General features: G+C 69.9%; 18 protein-coding genes. 9 read left to right on the top strand and 9 right to left on the bottom strand.

The window, feature by feature from the left end:
* Positions 1-70 precede the first annotated feature (70 nt).
* From RSP45_RS14255 to bioB, 5 genes are all read right to left on the bottom strand, one after another.
* Positions 71-406, bottom strand: coding sequence for a DUF2794 domain-containing protein (locus tag RSP45_RS14255; RefSeq protein ID WP_415392437.1), 336 nt, complete (start codon positions 404-406; stop codon positions 71-73).
* Positions 407-625: 219 nt separating this feature from the next.
* A complete protein-coding gene (locus RSP45_RS14250; RefSeq protein WP_415392436.1) occupies positions 626-910 on the bottom strand; it encodes an I78 family peptidase inhibitor in 285 nt (94 codons plus the stop codon).
* A 68-nt stretch (positions 911-978) separates the two neighbouring features.
* Positions 979-1,263 (bottom strand): I78 family peptidase inhibitor, encoded by a 285-nt coding sequence (locus RSP45_RS14245; protein ID WP_073067491.1) that lies wholly within the window; start codon positions 1,261-1,263, stop codon positions 979-981.
* 19 nt (positions 1,264-1,282) lie between these two features.
* Positions 1,283-1,633, bottom strand: coding sequence for a hypothetical protein (locus tag RSP45_RS14240; RefSeq protein ID WP_415392435.1), 351 nt, complete (start codon positions 1,631-1,633; stop codon positions 1,283-1,285).
* A gap of 223 nt (positions 1,634-1,856) precedes the next feature.
* Positions 1,857-2,918, bottom strand: coding sequence for a biotin synthase BioB (gene bioB / locus RSP45_RS14235; protein WP_415392434.1), 1,062 nt, complete (start codon positions 2,916-2,918; stop codon positions 1,857-1,859).
* A 246-nt stretch (positions 2,919-3,164) separates the two neighbouring features.
* On the opposite strand from bioB, the gene gyrB reads away from it, so the two are divergent.
* Positions 3,165-5,603: a DNA topoisomerase (ATP-hydrolyzing) subunit B gene (gene gyrB / locus RSP45_RS14230; protein ID WP_415392433.1), complete on the top strand. Its 2,439-nt coding sequence runs from the start codon at positions 3,165-3,167 to the stop codon at positions 5,601-5,603.
* A gap of 259 nt (positions 5,604-5,862) precedes the next feature.
* Positions 5,863-6,549, top strand: coding sequence for an outer membrane protein (locus RSP45_RS14225; protein ID WP_415392432.1), 687 nt, complete (start codon positions 5,863-5,865; stop codon positions 6,547-6,549).
* A gap of 64 nt (positions 6,550-6,613) precedes the next feature.
* Here the strand turns inward: RSP45_RS14225 and RSP45_RS14220 are convergent, their stop codons facing one another.
* On the bottom strand, positions 6,614-7,513 hold the full coding sequence (locus RSP45_RS14220; RefSeq protein WP_415392431.1) for a DMT family transporter: 900 nt from the start codon (positions 7,511-7,513) through the stop codon (positions 6,614-6,616).
* Positions 7,514-7,540: 27 nt separating this feature from the next.
* Positions 7,541-8,134 carry a molybdenum cofactor guanylyltransferase MobA gene (mobA, locus tag RSP45_RS14215; RefSeq protein WP_415392430.1) on the bottom strand — a complete coding sequence of 198 codons (594 nt, stop codon included), beginning with the start codon at positions 8,132-8,134 and terminating at the stop codon, positions 7,541-7,543.
* A 94-nt stretch (positions 8,135-8,228) separates the two neighbouring features.
* Between mobA and RSP45_RS14210 the strand changes: the two genes are divergently transcribed.
* From RSP45_RS14210 to RSP45_RS14190, 5 genes are all read left to right on the top strand, one after another.
* A complete protein-coding gene (locus RSP45_RS14210) occupies positions 8,229-8,726 on the top strand; it encodes a DUF2478 domain-containing protein (RefSeq protein WP_415392429.1) in 498 nt (165 codons plus the stop codon).
* 24 nt (positions 8,727-8,750) lie between these two features.
* Positions 8,751-8,990, top strand: a complete 240-nt coding sequence (locus RSP45_RS14205; RefSeq protein WP_415392428.1) for a sulfurtransferase TusA family protein — start codon at positions 8,751-8,753, stop codon at positions 8,988-8,990.
* 70 nt (positions 8,991-9,060) lie between these two features.
* Positions 9,061-9,987, top strand: coding sequence for an AEC family transporter (locus RSP45_RS14200; RefSeq protein ID WP_073067476.1), 927 nt, complete (start codon positions 9,061-9,063; stop codon positions 9,985-9,987).
* 4 nt (positions 9,988-9,991) lie between these two features.
* Positions 9,992-10,789: a crotonase/enoyl-CoA hydratase family protein gene (locus RSP45_RS14195; RefSeq protein ID WP_415392427.1), complete on the top strand. Its 798-nt coding sequence runs from the start codon at positions 9,992-9,994 to the stop codon at positions 10,787-10,789.
* Entirely contained in the window at positions 10,786-11,643 is an 858-nt protein-coding gene (locus tag RSP45_RS14190) for an alpha/beta hydrolase (RefSeq protein WP_415392426.1), read from the top strand. Before RSP45_RS14195 ends, RSP45_RS14190 begins: the two co-directional genes overlap by 4 nt.
* 37 nt (positions 11,644-11,680) lie before the next feature.
* Here the strand turns inward: RSP45_RS14190 and RSP45_RS14185 are convergent, their stop codons facing one another.
* Positions 11,681-12,949: a 4-aminobutyrate--2-oxoglutarate transaminase gene (locus tag RSP45_RS14185; protein ID WP_415392425.1), complete on the bottom strand. Its 1,269-nt coding sequence runs from the start codon at positions 12,947-12,949 to the stop codon at positions 11,681-11,683.
* A 118-nt stretch (positions 12,950-13,067) separates the two neighbouring features.
* Here RSP45_RS14185 and RSP45_RS14180 point away from each other — a divergent pair, with 118 nt between their 5' ends.
* On the top strand, positions 13,068-13,796 hold the full coding sequence (locus RSP45_RS14180; RefSeq protein ID WP_415392424.1) for a rhomboid family intramembrane serine protease: 729 nt from the start codon (positions 13,068-13,070) through the stop codon (positions 13,794-13,796).
* Here the strand turns inward: RSP45_RS14180 and mnmD are convergent.
* Positions 13,793-14,437 carry a tRNA (5-methylaminomethyl-2-thiouridine)(34)-methyltransferase MnmD gene (mnmD, locus tag RSP45_RS14175; protein ID WP_415392423.1) on the bottom strand — a complete coding sequence of 215 codons (645 nt, stop codon included), beginning with the start codon at positions 14,435-14,437 and terminating at the stop codon, positions 13,793-13,795. The genes RSP45_RS14180 and mnmD overlap by 4 nt on opposite strands.
* Before the next feature lie 68 nt (positions 14,438-14,505).
* Between mnmD and RSP45_RS14170 the strand changes: the two genes are divergently transcribed.
* Positions 14,506-15,543, top strand: coding sequence for an NAD(P)/FAD-dependent oxidoreductase (locus RSP45_RS14170; RefSeq protein ID WP_415392422.1), 1,038 nt, complete (start codon positions 14,506-14,508; stop codon positions 15,541-15,543).
* The last annotated feature ends 86 nt before the right edge of the window (positions 15,544-15,629 follow it).

Below are 15,629 nucleotides of genomic sequence, written 5' to 3'. Positions count from 1 at the left end.
TATTCTACTGCCTCAAGCGACCGGCAGGGAACAGGGTTCCGATGACGCAGGCGACTTCGGCGGGCTTGCGTCAGACCGGCCGGATCAGCTTGCGCTCCAGCACGCGCAGCACCACCGCCAGATCATGGCCGCGGCGCAGGATCTGCCCGTCCATGCCGACCACCGCATACATGCCCTGCGCATTGCGCAGCCGCGGCCGCTTTTCGATGCGGTAGAGCGGATGTTCCGCCGCGCGGCGGAACACCGAAAACACCGCCATGTCGCGCAGAAAGGACATGCCGTAGTCGCGCCACTCTCCGGCCGCGACCATGCGCCCGTAAAGCGACAGGATCACCGCCAACTCGCGCCGGTCGAAGGCGACGACATCGGGGGCGGGAAACGGCGGGGCGGCGGGCTGGATCGTCATGGGGCCAGCGTGACACCAGCCAGGCGCCCGATCAACGGGCAAAACGCAGAGATGGGGACGCCGCCCCCGCCGCGCTGCGCGCGGCTCCCCCGGGGTATTTTCCAGAAAGAAGCGCGCCCGCGGAACGCTGCGTGGGGGCTTCTTTCTGGTCCAAATACCCATGCGGCAGCGACGCCGGGCGGGCGCGGGCAGTTCATGCGCCGCCCGGAAGCGGGTCGATCAGTAGCAGGCGACCCGGGCGATATTGCCGTCGGCGCCGATCTCGATGTTCAGCCGGTCGCGGCGCAGGTCGCGGGCCACCGGATCGCCGGGGTTGATGATCCGCGTGCCCGCCGGCAACTGCATGGTTCTGGCGACCTCGGCCGGCTGGCCGACCAGACCCGCCAGCGCCGCGGCGCCACAGAGATCCTCATCGTCGGCGGCCGGCGCGGGCGCCGTCTCGATACAGGCGGCCAGCGCCAGCATGGGCAGGGCGCGCAGCGCAACTCGGGGAAGCTTGGTCATGGGGCGGTCCTTGGTCCGGCGGGCCCGCGCCTTCCCGAGCCTTGCCGGGAAGGGGCGCGGGAATCGCGTCAGTAGCAGCCGATCTTGGCGATGCGGCCGTCGGTGCCGATCTCGATGTTCATCCGGTCGGGGCGGAAATCCATCGTCACCGCGTCGCCGGGGTTGATCACCCTTGTGCCCGCGGGCAGCAGCATCGTCTTCAGCACGGTCGAGGGCTGCCCGATCAGCCCCGACAGGGACGAGGCGTTGCAGGCATCGGCGTCGGGCGCCGGGGTCACCGGCTCGGGCTGGACGCAGGCGGTCAGCGCCACCAGCGGCAGCGCGGCCAGGGCGAGTTTCGCAGAGATGGTCATGGCAGGCGGTCCCTTTCGATCAGCCGCAGTCGATGTTCTGGATGTTGCCCGCCGCATCCAGCCGGAACACGATCCGCAGCGGGTCGTATTCCTGCGGCTCGATTCCGCGGTATTCCACCACGCGATAGTCCCGCGTCACGCCCAGCGAGGGGATGACCGTGCCCGGCTGCCCCAGCGCGTGGCGATAGCTGCCGGCGTGGCAGGCGTCCGGCTCCCGCGACTGCAACCCGGCGATGCCGGTCACCTGCGCCGGCGCCGGATCGAACACCGGGGCGGCGGCGGTCTGCGCCACGGGCGCGGTCTGCAGCGGGATCGCCATGCAGGCGCCAAGCGCCAGCGTGGACAGGGCAAGTGCGGTCAGTCTGATCATCGGGCAACCGTTCTTGAATCGAATGTCCTTCAGCGGGCACGGGGTTCCGCGCGCCTGAACTGGCCGCATCATAGGCCCGGCCGGCGCGCACGGAAAGCCGTCGCCGCATTGAAGCGCAAGCCCGGGGAAATGTCACCGCGCCACGGGCGCCCCGGCGATCACGTTCCCGCCAAGCCGCTGAAACCCCGCGACTTGTCCGGGTGCAGCAGCCCCTCGCTCGCGATCAGCGCAGGATCGGGACCGGCATGTCCTTGCGCGACCGCGGGCGCGGCGCGGCGGGCGCATCCTCGGCCGGGGCTTCCGGCGCGTGTTCCCAGGCCGCCATCGGCTGCATCCCCAGCCGCGCCAGCAGCTGCATGTCCCGGTCCTCCGAGGGGTTGGCCGCGGTCAGCAGCGTATCGCCCATGAAGATCGAGTTCGCGCCGGCAAAGAAGCACAGCGCCTGCATCTCGTCCGACATCCCGGTGCGGCCCGCCGACAGCCGCACATGGCTTTGCGGCATCATGATCCGGGCCAGCGCGATGGTGCGCACGAAGTCGATGGGATCGACCGGGGCCGCCCCTTCCAGCGGGGTGCCGGGAATCGCGATCAGCATGTTGATCGGCACGGAATCGGGCGGCTCGGGCAGATTGGCCAGCGTCACCAGCATCTCGACCCGGTCCTGCTGCCCCTCGCCCAGCCCCAGGATGCCGCCGGAACAGACCTTGATGCCGCTGCCCCGCACCACCGCCAGCGTGTCCAGCCGGTCGGCATAGCTGCGCGTGGTCACGACGCTGGAATAATGCGATTCCGAGGTGTCGACGTTGTGGTTGTAGTAGTCCAGCCCCGCGTCCTTCAGCCGCCGCGCCTGCCCCGCGTCCAGCATCCCCAGCGTCATGCAGGTTTCCATGCCCAGCGCCTTGACGCCCTCGACCATGGCGATCACCGCGTCCATGTCGCGTTCCTTCGGGCTGCGCCAGGCGGCGCCCATGCAATAGCGGGTGGCCCCGGCCTCCTTGGCCTTTTTCGCCTCGGCGATCACCCGCTCGACTTCCAGCAGCTTCGAGGCCGACAGGCCCGAGCCATAACGGGCGGACTGGCTGCAATAGCTGCAATCCTCGGGGCAGCCGCCGGTCTTGATCGACAGCAGCCGCGACAGCTGGATGCGGTTGGGGTCGAAGTTCTGCCGGTGCACCGACTGCGCCAGATACAGCAGCTCCATGAACGGCAGTTCCATCACCTTGCGGGCCTCGTCGGCGGTCCAGCGGATGCGGCCGGTCGCGGCGGCAGGGTCGAGGTCTTTCATGGCGGTCTCTCAGCTCAGGATGTTGCCGGGCGAGTTTGCAACGGCGGTTAGCAGCGTTGCAACCGCCTGTCCACGCACGGCCCCGGCGCCGCCCGCCCGGCCGGGCCGCACTTGGGCGGCAAATACCCGCCCTTTCCGGCAATCCGCCGCGCAAACCGGGCAAACCCGCAAAATCTTGTGGTTTGCCGTGACATTGCCCGGGCGGCGCTCTATATGATGCGCATCAATCGCAGGATACCAAGACGTATGAGCGCAGCCACCGCGCAGCCGGTCGAATACGGCGCCGACTCCATCAAGGTTCTCAAGGGCCTCGAAGCCGTCCGCAAGCGGCCCGGTATGTATATCGGCGACACCGACGACGGATCGGGTCTGCACCACATGGTGTATGAGGTCGTGGACAACGGCATCGACGAGGCGCTGGCCGGTCATGCCGATTACGTCCGCGTCACCATCCATTCCGACAGCAGCGTCTCGGTGCGCGACAACGGCCGCGGCATCCCGGTGGACATGCACCCGACCGAGGGCGTGTCCGCGGCCGAGGTCATCATGACCCAGCTGCATGCGGGCGGAAAGTTCGATTCCAACAGCTACAAGGTCTCGGGCGGTCTGCACGGGGTCGGGGTGTCGGTGGTCAACGCGCTCAGCGACTGGCTCGAGCTGCGGATCTGGCGCAACGGCAAGGAACATTTCGTCCGCTTCGAAGGCGGCGAGACGGTCGAGCATCTGCGCGTGGTCGGCGACGCCGAGCCGGGCGAAAAGGGCACCGAGGTGCGGTTCCTGGCCTCGAGCCGCGCCGATGGCGGCACGGGGACGTTTTCGAACCTCGACTATCAGTTCAAGACGCTGGAAAACCGGCTGCGCGAGCTGGCGTTCCTGAACTCGGGCGTGCGCATCCTGCTCGAGGACGAGCGCCATGCCGAGCCGCTGCGCACCGAGCTGTTCTACGAAGGCGGGGTGCGCGAGTTCGTGCGCTTCCTCGACCGCTCGAAATCGGCGCTGATCCCCGAGCCGATCTTCATGACCGGCGAACGCGGCGGCATCGGGGTCGAGGTCGCGATGTGGTGGAACGACAGCTACCATGAAAACGTGCTGCCGTTCACCAACAACATCCCGCAGCGCGACGGCGGCACCCATCTGGCCGGCTTCCGCGGCGCGCTGACCCGCGTGATCACCAAATACGCGCAGGACAGCGGCATCGCCAAAAAGGAAAAGGTCGATTTCACCGGCGACGACGCGCGCGAGGGGCTGACCTGCGTGCTGTCGGTCAAGGTGCCGGACCCCAAGTTCTCCAGCCAGACCAAGGACAAGCTGGTGTCCAGCGAAGTCCGCCCGGCGGTGGAAAACCTGGTGGGCGAGAAGCTGGCCGAGTGGTTCGAGGAAAACCCGGCCGAGGCAAGGATCATCGTCGGCAAGATCGTCGAGGCGGCGCTGGCGCGCGAGGCCGCGCGCAAGGCCCGCGAGCTGACCCGCCGCAAGACCGCGATGGACGTGGCCTCGCTGCCCGGCAAGCTGGCGGATTGCCAGGAAAAGGACCCGGCGCTGGCCGAGCTGTTCATCGTCGAGGGTGATTCGGCCGGCGGCTCTGCCAAGCAGGGGCGGGCGCGGCAGAACCAGGCGGTGCTGCCGCTGCGCGGCAAGATCCTGAACGTGGAACGCGCGCGTTTCGACCGGATGCTGTCCTCGGACATGATCGGCACGCTGATCACCGCGCTGGGGACCGGCATCGGGCGGGACGAGTTCAACCTGTCGAAGCTGCGCTACCACAAGATCATCATCATGACCGATGCCGACGTGGACGGCGCGCATATCCGCACGCTGCTGCTGACCTTCTTCTTCCGTCAGATGCCGGATCTGATCGAGGCCGGGCATCTCTATATCGCGCAGCCGCCGCTGTACAAGGTCGCGCGCGGGCGCTCCGAGGTCTATCTCAAGGACCAGGCCGCGCTTGAGGACTACCTGATCCAGCAAGGGGTCGAGGGCACCACGCTGCGGCTCGGCTCGGGCGAAGAGATCACCGGCGCCGACCTGGCCCGGGTGGTGGAAGAGGCGCGGCTGGCCCGGCGCATCATCCAAGCCTATCCCACCCATTACCCGCCCCATATCACCGAACAGGCGGCGATCGCCGGGGCGCTGCTTCCCGGTGCCGTCGATGCCGATGCGGCCGGGGTCGGTGCGGCGGTGGCGCAGCGGCTGGACCTGATCGCCGCGGAATACGAACGCGGCTGGACCGCCCGCCCCACCCAGGACGGCGGCATCCGCCTGTCGCGGGTGCTGCGCGGGGTCGAGGAATCGCGGCTGCTGGACGGGCCGATGCTGCGGTCGGCCGAAAGCCGGCGGCTTGGGCAGATGACCGACGCCCTGCGCGAAATCTATGCCGGCCGCACCCTGCTAGTGCGCCGCGACCGCGAACAGCCGGTCTCGGGCCCGCTGGCGCTGCTGGAGGCGATCTTTGCCGAGGGCGAAAAGGGCCTGTCGCTGCAGCGCTACAAGGGCCTGGGCGAGATGAACCCCGAACAGCTGTGGGAAACCACGCTGGACCCCGATGCCCGCACCCTGCTGCAGGTCAGGGTCGAGGATGTGGCCGAGGCCGACGACATCTTCACCAAGCTGATGGGCGACGTGGTGGAACCGCGCCGCGACTTCATCCAGCAGAACGCGCTGAGCGTCGAAAACCTCGACGCGTGACATTCCGGCAACAGGAACGTTTCCGCGGATAAGGGAAATTTACCTGCGGAAAATCAATCTGTTGCCGGAAATCGCGCGACTATTTCCCCTTGAAGCCGGCCAAACGCCCGCTCCTGACCGTCTTGTCCGCAAGGCGGGCGGCGGCTTTGTCGCCGCATGTGCGCCGCCGCCGTTGTGAAATCGCGATTTCTGTGCAATTTTATATTTGTTAACAGGCAGAAGCCTGAAAACACCTGCATTTCTCGACTCGAGGTCCAACGTGCGTATCCAGTTCATCGCAGCCGCTGCCGCTGCCACCGTTTTCACGATTTCCGCGGCCCATGCCGGCGGCTATGTCGCCCCGATGATCGAGGTCGAGCCGCTGGTCACCGCCGCCCCCTCTTGGCAGGGCGCCTATGTCGGCGCGACGCTGGGCTATGCGTTCGGCGGCGACGACCGCATCGGCAACCGCCCGCCGGGCGCGGATCTGGGCAAGGCCGAGCTGTCGGGCGCCAATCTCGGGCTGCGGCTGGGCTATGCCTGGCAGCGCGGCCGCTGGGTCTACGGGCCGGAACTGGGCATCACTGGCGGCAGCATCAAGGATTCCTTCGATTTCGGCAGCTACCGCTTTGAATCCAAGGTCAACCACATGCTCGCGCTGCGGCTCAAGGCCGGCTATCTGGTTCAGGACGACCTGCTGGTTTACGGGATCGCCGGCTGGCAGCGGGGCGATTTCACCTATGATGTCGGCGGAACCGACGTCGATTACGACGCCGACGGCTATGTCATCGGGCTGGGCGTGGAAAAGCGCCTGTCCGAGCGCTGGTCGGTCACCGGCGAATATGAATACGCCAATTTTGGCAAGACCGACGTGACTCTGCCCACGACGACCGTGCCCTCTGGCGGGGTCTCGGTTGCGACGCCCGAGCATTCCAACATCAAGCTGGGCATGAACTACCGCTTCTGACGCGGGCTGTCCGCGTTGCCATGGGCCGTCGGGACCATTCCGGCGGCCCGTTTCGCGTCCGGGTTCAGCCGCCGGAGGTCACCGGAATAGCCTCGGTCCGCGGCACCCGCGCCAGCTGCACCATCAGGATCCCCGCCGCCACCACGGCCGAGCCGATCACGTCCGACCAGCCGAAGCTTTCCCCCAGCCACAGCGCCGCGATGGCGACGCCCAGCGGCGGCGACAGGAAATGGAACGCCGCCGCCCGCACCGCCCCGATGCGGGTGACCAGCCGGAACCAGATGAAGGTGGCGAAAATCCCCGGCACCAGCACCGAATAGGCCAGCGCACCGATCAGCCGCCCGCTCCATTCCCACGGCCGGCCCCATTCCAGCACGGCCGAGGGCAGCGCCAGCGCCGCCGCCCCCACCGCCATCTGCAGCCCCACGATCATCAGCACATTCGCGCCGCCGCCGGCGTTGCGCACCGCCATCGTGGCCACCGCCAGCGCCACCACCGCCGCCAGGCACATCAGCAGCCCGACCAGATGCATCCCCTGCGACAGCCGCACGCTCATGATGATGACGACGCCGATCACGCCGACCACCAGCCCCAGCGCCGCCTGCCGGCGCAGCGGCTCGCCCAGCACCGCCCAGCCGGCAAAGGCCACCATCAGCGGCATCATCGAGGCGATGATCGAGGCGGCCGAGGCCTCGACCCACTGCATCGCGGTCCAGTTGAGCCCCAGATAAAGCGCGTTCTGGCACAGGCCGAACACGATCACCGTGCGCCACTCGGCCCGGCTCAGCCGCAGCGACTGCCCCATCGCCCAGGCCAGCCCCATCGCGATCACGGCCGAGGCGCCGAAGCGGATCACCAGCGCCAGCAGCGGCGGCATCTCGATCACCGCGATCCGCGTCGAGGTGAAGGCCGAGGCCCAGATCGCCGCAAAGCCCAGGCCCATCAGGGCGGATTTCAGGTCCATCACCGGGCTTTCGTCATCAATTTGGGGTCACGGTGTGCCCGCCAGCATCGCACGGGCGGTTTCCAGATCGGCGGGGGTGTTGATGTTGAAGAACGGGTCCGCGCCGTCGGGTTCCGCCGGGAACTCGACCCGCGCCGCGCCCTGCACGTCCATCCAACCGCGCATCCGCCGCGTCCCCGCCAGCAGCGCCGCGCGCAGATCCTCGCGCAGGTTCACGTCCCAGGCGGCAAAGGCGGGGTGGTCCTGCCCGCCGCAGGTCGCCATCGCCACCGGCGCCTGCGTCCCCGCCAGCCGCGCGGCCAGGTCGGGCGGGAAAAACGGCGTGTCGGCGGCGGCGGTGACGATGCGCGCGATGCCCCGCGCCGCCGCCCAGTCCATCCCCGCCAGCACCCCGGCCAGCGGCCCGGGCCAGTCCGCGATGCTGTCGGGCAGCACCGCAAGCCCGAACCCCGCATAGCGCGCCGGATCGCCATTGGCGCTGATTGCCCGCGCGCAGCCCAGACGCGCGATCACGTGGCCGATCAGCGGCTGCCCGCCAAGGTCCAGCAGCCCCTTGTCGCCGCCGCCCATCCGGCGCGACTGCCCCCCGGCCAGCACGATTCCCGCAATATTCCCGTCCATGCGCGGCACTCTGCGCCGGGGCCGCGGGGGCTGCAAGCGGCTGCGGCCTCGCGTCCGCTTGCCGTGCCGCCGGGCGGGCCGTAGGATCGCCGCCATGCTGGGCTATGTGATCCATGACGAGACCGACGGCAGCGACCGCATGGCCGCTCTTGCCCGCCTGCTGGCCGCGCGCGGGCTGCGGCTGGGCGGCGCGGTGCAGGTCAACAGCGGCACCGGCGACTGCACCTGCGACATGGAGCTGTCGGTGATGGGCGCGGAGACGGCCCCGATCCGCATCTCGCAGGCGCTGGGGCCGGGGTCGCGCGGCTGCCGGCTGGACCCGGACGCGCTGGAACGCGCGGTCGCACTGGCGCTGTCGGCGCTGGCGGGCGCGGATCTGGTGCTGGTCAACAAGTTCGGCAAGCAGGAATCGCTGGGCCGCGGCTTTCGCGAGCTGATCGCCGAATCGCTGGGCCAGGGCATCCCGGTGCTGACCGCGGTTGCCCCCGACTACCTGCCCGCCTTCCTTGAGTTCACCGGCGGCGAGGCCACCCTGCTCGACTGGGACACCGCCGCCGACTGGTGCCTGCGCCCCCGCGACGCGGCGGCCTGAGCCCCCATGCCCGCCCCTGATCCTGTGACGACCCCCGGACCGGTGGCCGAGATCGACGCCCGCCACCTGCTCTGCCCGCTGCCGGTGCTGCGGCTGCGCCGGGCGCTGCAAGGCGCCGCCCCGGGCGCAGTGGTGGCGCTTGAGGCGACCGACCCGGCGGCGGTGCTGGACGTGCCGCATTTCTGCGCCGAAGCAGGGCACCAGCTGCTGTCCTCGGCCCCCCTGCCCGACGGCGCCCGCCGCTATCTGGTCCGCCGCGGCTGATCTTGCACCCGCGCGCGGGGAATGGTTCTGTGCGCCACCAAGTGACGGCCGAGGCGAAGGAGGGAACGCCATGCTGGCGATCTTTCTGCAGACCCTGCCGTTCTTTGCGCTGATCGGCACCGGCTGGGCCGCGGGCCGGATCGGGATGTTTTCCGAACCCGCCACCGCGGCGCTGACCCGTTTCGTGTTCTATTTCGCGCTGTCGGCGATGCTGTTCGGCTTTGCCGCGCAGCTGGACATCGCGGCGCTGTTCGACCTGCGATTCGCGCTGGCCTATGTGGGCGGCTCGGCCGCGGTGTGGCTGCTGGTGGCGGCGATCGCCCGCAACCGCGGTGCGGGCCCGGCGGAATCGGCGATGCTGGCCCATACCGGGATGATCGGGAACACCGGCTTTCTGGGGGTGCCGATGCTGGTGGTGCTGCTGGGGCCGGCGGCGGTCGGGCCGGTGCTGATGGTGCTGACGCTGGACCTGGTGGTGTTCTCGACCCTCATCACCCTGATCGTCGCCGTCGCGCGGCACGGGCGGATCGGGGTGGGGATGCTGCTGCCGGTGCTGCGCGGCATCGCCGGCAACCCGATGATCGTGGCGATGGCGGCGGGGCTGGCCTGGTCGGGGCTGCGCCTGCCGCTGCCAGAGCCGGCGGCGCAATACATGTCGCTGCTGGGGGCGGCGGCGACGCCGGGGGCGCTGTTCGCCATCGGCGCCTCGCTCGCGCATCGCCCGGCGCGGCGGGTCGGCCCGGCCGCGTGGCTCAGCGCCGCCAAGCTGGTGCTGCACCCGGTCATGGTGGCTCTGGCCGCCTGGGCGCTGGCGGTGGATCCGATCGCCGCGGGGGTGATGGTCGCCGCCGCCGCGCTGCCGGTGGCGGGCAACGTCTATATCCTCGCCCATCACTTCCAGCTGGCCGAGCAGCGGGTCTCGGCCGCGATCCTGATCTCGACCGCGGTCAGCATCCTGACCATTCCCTATGTCATCCACCTGATTCCGAAAGGCTGAAACCATGCGCAACCTGTCCGATCTCAAGCTTGAAAACCTGGCTGTCGCGGTGGACGACGACGGTATCGCCACGGTGTCGCTGAACCGCCCGACCAAGCGCAACGCCCTGGACGCCGCCACCATCGAGGAACTGGTGGACGTGTTCTCGCTGCTGCCCCGCGCCGGGGTGCGCGCCTGCGTGCTGCGCGGCGAGGGCACGCATTTCAGCGCCGGGCTGGATCTGGTGGAACACTACCACGCCGACCGCAGCGCCGCGGATTTCATGCATGTCTGCATGCGCTGGCACGAGGCATTCAACAAGATGGAATACGGCGGCGTGCCGGTGATCGCGGCGCTCAAGGGCGCGGTCGTCGGCGGCGGGCTGGAACTGGCGTCCTCGGCCCATATCCGGGTCGCGGACCAGACCACCTATTTCGGCCTGCCCGAGGGCCAGCGCGGGCTGTTCACCGGCGGCGGCGCCACCATCCGCGTGGCCGACCTGATCGGCAAGGCAAGGATGATCGACATGATGCTGTCGGGCCGGCTCTACCGCGGGCAAGAGGCGGTGGACGTGGGCCTTGCGCAATATCTGGTCGAGGATTCCGAGGCGAAAGCCTATGAGATCGCCCGCGCCGCCGCCCAGAACCCGCCGCTGTCAAACTTTGCCATCTGCTCGGCCATCAGCCACATGCAGAACATGAGCGCGCTGGACGCCGCCTATGCCGAGGCCGTGGTCGCGGGCGTGGTCAACACGCAAGAGGCCGCCAAGGCCCGGCTGGAGGCATTCGCCAAGGGCACCGCCGCCAAGGTCAAGCCGGAATGAGCGGCCGCGAACCCGGCGTCGCGCAGATCGCCGACTGGGACGACGCCTATGCCAATATCGCCCATATCGCGGGCGGCGCGGGGTTTCCCGATGCCTGGGCGCAGGCGGCCGCGGATTTCCGGGAACGGCAGCGTGGAACCGGGGGCCAGCCCCCGGGCCCCCGGGATATTTTCGGACAGAAGAAAGAGCATCGTGATGCCGAGTTCTACCTGCCCGCCGGCCAGCCGCGCGGGCTGATGGTGTTCGTCCATGGCGGCTACTGGATGAAGTTCGGCCCCTCGTGGTTTTCGCATCTGGCGGCAGGCGCGCTGGCGCTTGGCTGGGCGGTGCTGCTGCCCTCTTATCCGCTGGCGCCCGGCGCCGGCCTGCGCGAGATGCGCGACCGCATCGCCGCGCAGGTGGCGGCAGCGGCGGGCGAGGTTTCCGGGCCCATCGCGCTTTGCGGCCACTCCGCGGGCGGGCATCTGGCGGCGCGGCTGGTCTGCGACGACAGCCCCCTGCCGGCGCCGGTTCTGGCGCGGGTGGCGCGCTGCCTGCCGATTTCCGGGCTGTTCGATCTGCGCCCCCTGCAGCTGACCGCGATGCGCGGCGATCTGGGGTTGGATGATGCGGTGGTCCGCACGGAAAGCCCGCTGTTCCACCTGCCGGCTGCGGGGTGCGAACTGCATCTGTGGGTCGGCGGCGATGAGCGGCCGGTGTTCATCCGGCAGTCGCAGCTGCTGCAGGCCGCATGGGCCGGGATTCCCCGCCGAACGACCCTGACCGTCGAGCCCGGGCGCCACCATCTGGACGTGATCGCCGGGCTGGCCGACCCCGCACATCCGCTGACCGAGGCGCTGCTGGGCGGGTTGTGATCGGGGGCGCCACGGCGCCCCCCTTTTCGCCCCTGGCTTAGCCGCGGGCGGCGCGGATCGAATCTTCGAGAATCCCCAGCGCCTCGTCGAACACCGCGTCGGGCACGGTCAGCGGCGGCAGAAAGCGGATGACGTTGCCGTAGACCCCGCAGGTCAGCAGGATCAGCCCCCGCTCAAGCGCCTCTTCCCGCACCCGGTTGGTCATCTCGGGGTTCGGGCGGTCGCTGCCGGCCACATTGAACTCGACCGCGTTCATCAGCCCCGGGCCGCGGATGTCCACGATTTCCGGCACGTCGTCGCGCAAGCTCGCCAGCCGCTGCTTGAGCCGCTGGCCCAGCCGCTCGGCCCGGTCGCACAGGCCCTCCTCCTCGATGATGTCCAGCACCGCATGGGCCGCGGCCACCCCCAGCGGGTTGCCGGCATAGGTGCCGCCCAGCCCCCCGGGGTTCGGTGCGTCCATGATCTCGGCCCGCCCGGTCACCGCCGAGATCGGCAGCCCGCCGCCCAGCCCCTTGGCCATGGTGGTGATGTCGGCGGCCACGCCGTGCAGCTCCATCGCGAACAGCCGGCCGGTGCGGGCAAAGCCGGTCTGCACCTCGTCGGCGATCAGCAGGATGCCGTTGTCGTCGCAAAGCGCCCGCAGCTTCTGCATGAAGCCCGAGGGCACCGGATAGAACCCGCCCTCGCCCTGCACCGGCTCGACGATGATCGCGGCGACGCGGGCGGGGTCGACATCGGCCTTGAACAGCTTGTCGAGCGCCGCCAGCGCGTCGTCCTGGCTGACGCCGTGCAGCTCGTTGGGGAACGGCAGGTGGAACACGTCGGGCATCATCGCCCCGAAGCCCGCCTTGTAGGGCTGGACCTTGCCGGTCAGCGTCATCCCCATGAAGGTGCGGCCGTGGAACGCGCCGGTAAAGGCGATGATCGCGCTGCGCCCGGTGGCAAAGCGCGCGATCTTGACCGCGTTTTCCACCGCCTCGGCGCCGGTGGTGGCGAAGATGGTCTTTTTCTCGAAATCGCCGGGGACCAGATCGTTCAGCCGCTCGGCCAGGGCCACGTAGTTTTCATAGGGCACGACCTGGTGGCAGGTGTGGGTAAAGCGGTCGAGCTGGTCCTTGACCGCCTGCACCACCTTGGGATGGCGGTGGCCGGTGTTCACCACCGCGATCCCGGCGGCAAAGTCGATGTAGCGCCGGCCCTCGCGGTCCCAGATCTCGGCGTTTTCGGCGCGTTCGGCATAGATCTGGGTGGTCATTCCCACCCCCCGCGAAATCGCGGCGTTCTTGCGGTCGGTCATGGTGGTCATGGCGGCTCGGCCCTCCTCCGGCTGGGGTTCACGCGCCATGTGTAGAACACCTGCCGGGTTGCACAACAGCCCCGTGCCGTGACACTCAGGCGCAGCGCCGCCCGGACCCCGCAGCACCATGTTCCCGATCCGCGACCACAACCCTTCGCAAACCCGGCCGGTGGTCACCATCGCGCTGATCCTGGCGAATGTCGCGATATTCCTGCTGACCCTGCCGCTGGACGAGGCCGGGGCCCGGCTGTGGACCCAGCTGGCGCTTTACCCCGCCGCGGTCGCGCAGGGAGAGCTGCTGTGGGGGCTGCTGACCCATATGTTCCTGCACGCCGGGCTGCTGCACCTGGCCGGGAACATGCTGTTCCTGTGGATCTTCGGCGACAATCTCGAGGATCAGTTCGGACGGCTGGGGTTCCTGCTGTTCTATCTTGCCTGCGGGCTGGCGGCGGCAGCGGCGCAGATCGCGGCCGAGCCCGATCCCGGCGTGCCGATGGTCGGCGCCTCGGGGGCGATTGCCGGGGTGATGGGCGGCTATCTGCTGCTGTTTCCGCGGGCGCGGGTGGATGTGCTGGTCATCGTGGTGGTGCTGGTGCGGGTGGTCACCCTGCCCGCCTGGCTGATGCTGGGCATGTGGTTCCTGCTGCAGCTGGCCTCGGGCTATGCCATGGCCGGGGTGGGACCGGGCGTCGCCTATTGGGCCCATGCCGGCGGGTTCGCCGCCGGGGTGGCGCTGACGCTGGCGCGGTTCCTGTGGCTGGGCGGCCCGGGCTACTGGCGCCGCACCCACGGGCACCCGCCGCATCCGCCCAGCCAGTTCGCGCCCAGCCGCATTCCGCCGGTGCGCCGCCCCTAGCGCAGGATGCCGCGGCTCATGTGGCGCTTGCCGGCAAAGCCGGGGCTGCGCGCAACCTCGAACCCCGCGGCCGCCAGCGCCCGGCGGACATGGCCGGCGGCGGTATAGGTTGCGAAACTGCCGCCCGGCGCGGTGTGGCGGCCGATTTCGGCCAGCAGCGCATCCGACCACAGCTCGGGGTTGCGGGCGGGCGAGAACCCGTCAAGGAACCACGCATCGGCACGCCCCGGCCACGCAGGCAGGGTTTCGCGCGCATCGCCCAGGATAACCTCGGCCGTGACCTGCCCGACCTGCAGCCCCGCCGCACCCCAGCCGGCACGCAGCCGCGCCGACAGCCCGGCAAGCTCGGGGAAGGCCGCATGGGCACGGGCCAGCTCCTCCACCCCCAGCGGAAAGGCCTCGAAACTGGTGAAGCGCACCGGCACCTCGGCCACCTGCGCCAGCGCCAGCAGGTTCAGCCCGGTGCCGAAGCCGGTCTCGGCCACGTGGAACCCCGGGCGCAGCCGCTGCGGCAGATCGTTGCCGGCCAGGAACACATGCCGCGTTTCCGCCAGCCCCCCGGCCAGGCTGAAATACGGGTCGTCGAAGCGGTTCGAGACCGGGACCGCGCCCCGCCATTCGATCCCGCTTTCACGGGGCATCTTTTCGTCGCCGCCCATAAGCGTTACCCCCTCGTGCCGACAAATCCTGATGACGGGGGACGACGGCCATGGCAAGACATCTGACGGTGGTCGGCGCCGGCATCTTCGGGCTGTGCTGCGGCTGGGAACTGGCGCGGCGCGGGGCGCGGGTGACGGTGATCGAGGCCGAGCGTATCGGCGCGGGCCCCAGCGGCGGCACGGTCGGCGCGCTGGCCCCCCATGCGCCGGGGGCGTGGAACCCCAAGAAGCAGACCCAACTGGACGCACTGATCGCGGCGGAAAGCTGGTGGCAGTCGGTGGGCGATGCCGGCGGCGCCGATCCCGGCTATGCCCGCAACGGACGGCTGCAACCCGTGGCCCCGGGCGCCGAGGATCAGGCACGCGCCCGTGTTGAGGCGGCGGCGCAGGACTGGCCCGCGCCCTTCCGCATGACGCTGACCGATGCACCGACGGGGGCGCTGGTGCCCGACAGTGCCTCGGGGCTGTGGCTTGCCGACAACCTCACCGCCCGGCTGTCGCCCCGCGCGGCCGGCGCTGCGCTGGCTGCCGCGATCCGCGCCAGCGGTGGCGAGATCATCGAATCCGCCGGCCGCCAGCGCCCCGAGGATCTGCCGCAGGGCGCGATCTGGGCCACCGGCGTGCAAGGGCTGGCGGATCTGGGCCGCGACCTCGGTCACAAGGCCGGCGACGGGGTCAAGGGCCAGTCGGCGCTGCTTGCCCACGCCGCCCCCGACGCGCCGCAGGTGTTCGCCGAGGGGCTGCATGTGGTCCCGCACGCCGACGGCACCACCGCCATCGGCTCGACCAGCGAGCCGGGGCGCGAGGATACCGCCACCGACGAGCAGCTGGATACGCTGATCGCCCGCGCCCGCGCGCTGTGCCCGCAACTGGCGGGGGCCGAGGTGCTGGAACGCTGGGCCGGCATCCGCCCCCGCGCCGCCAGCCGCGCGCCGCTGGTCGGCCCCTGGCCCGGCCGCCCCGGTCATTTCGTCGCCAACGGAGGCTTCAAGATCGGCTTCGCCATGGCCCCTGCCGTTGCCGCGATGCTGGCCGATCTCATCCTCGACGGCACCGACCGCATCCCGACAGGCTTCCGCCCCGGCTGATCCGGCAAGGGCTTCTTTCTGGCCCAAATACCCGACTTGGGGCACCGCACGGGCCGCCCGGCACCACCGCCGGGCCCCCGCACGAA

This window comes from Paracoccus sp. SJTW-4 (assembly GCF_047716885.1).
Lineage (GTDB): Bacteria > Pseudomonadota > Alphaproteobacteria > Rhodobacterales > Rhodobacteraceae > Paracoccus > Paracoccus solventivorans.
This window is presented reverse-complemented; position numbering and strand designations above follow the sequence as displayed.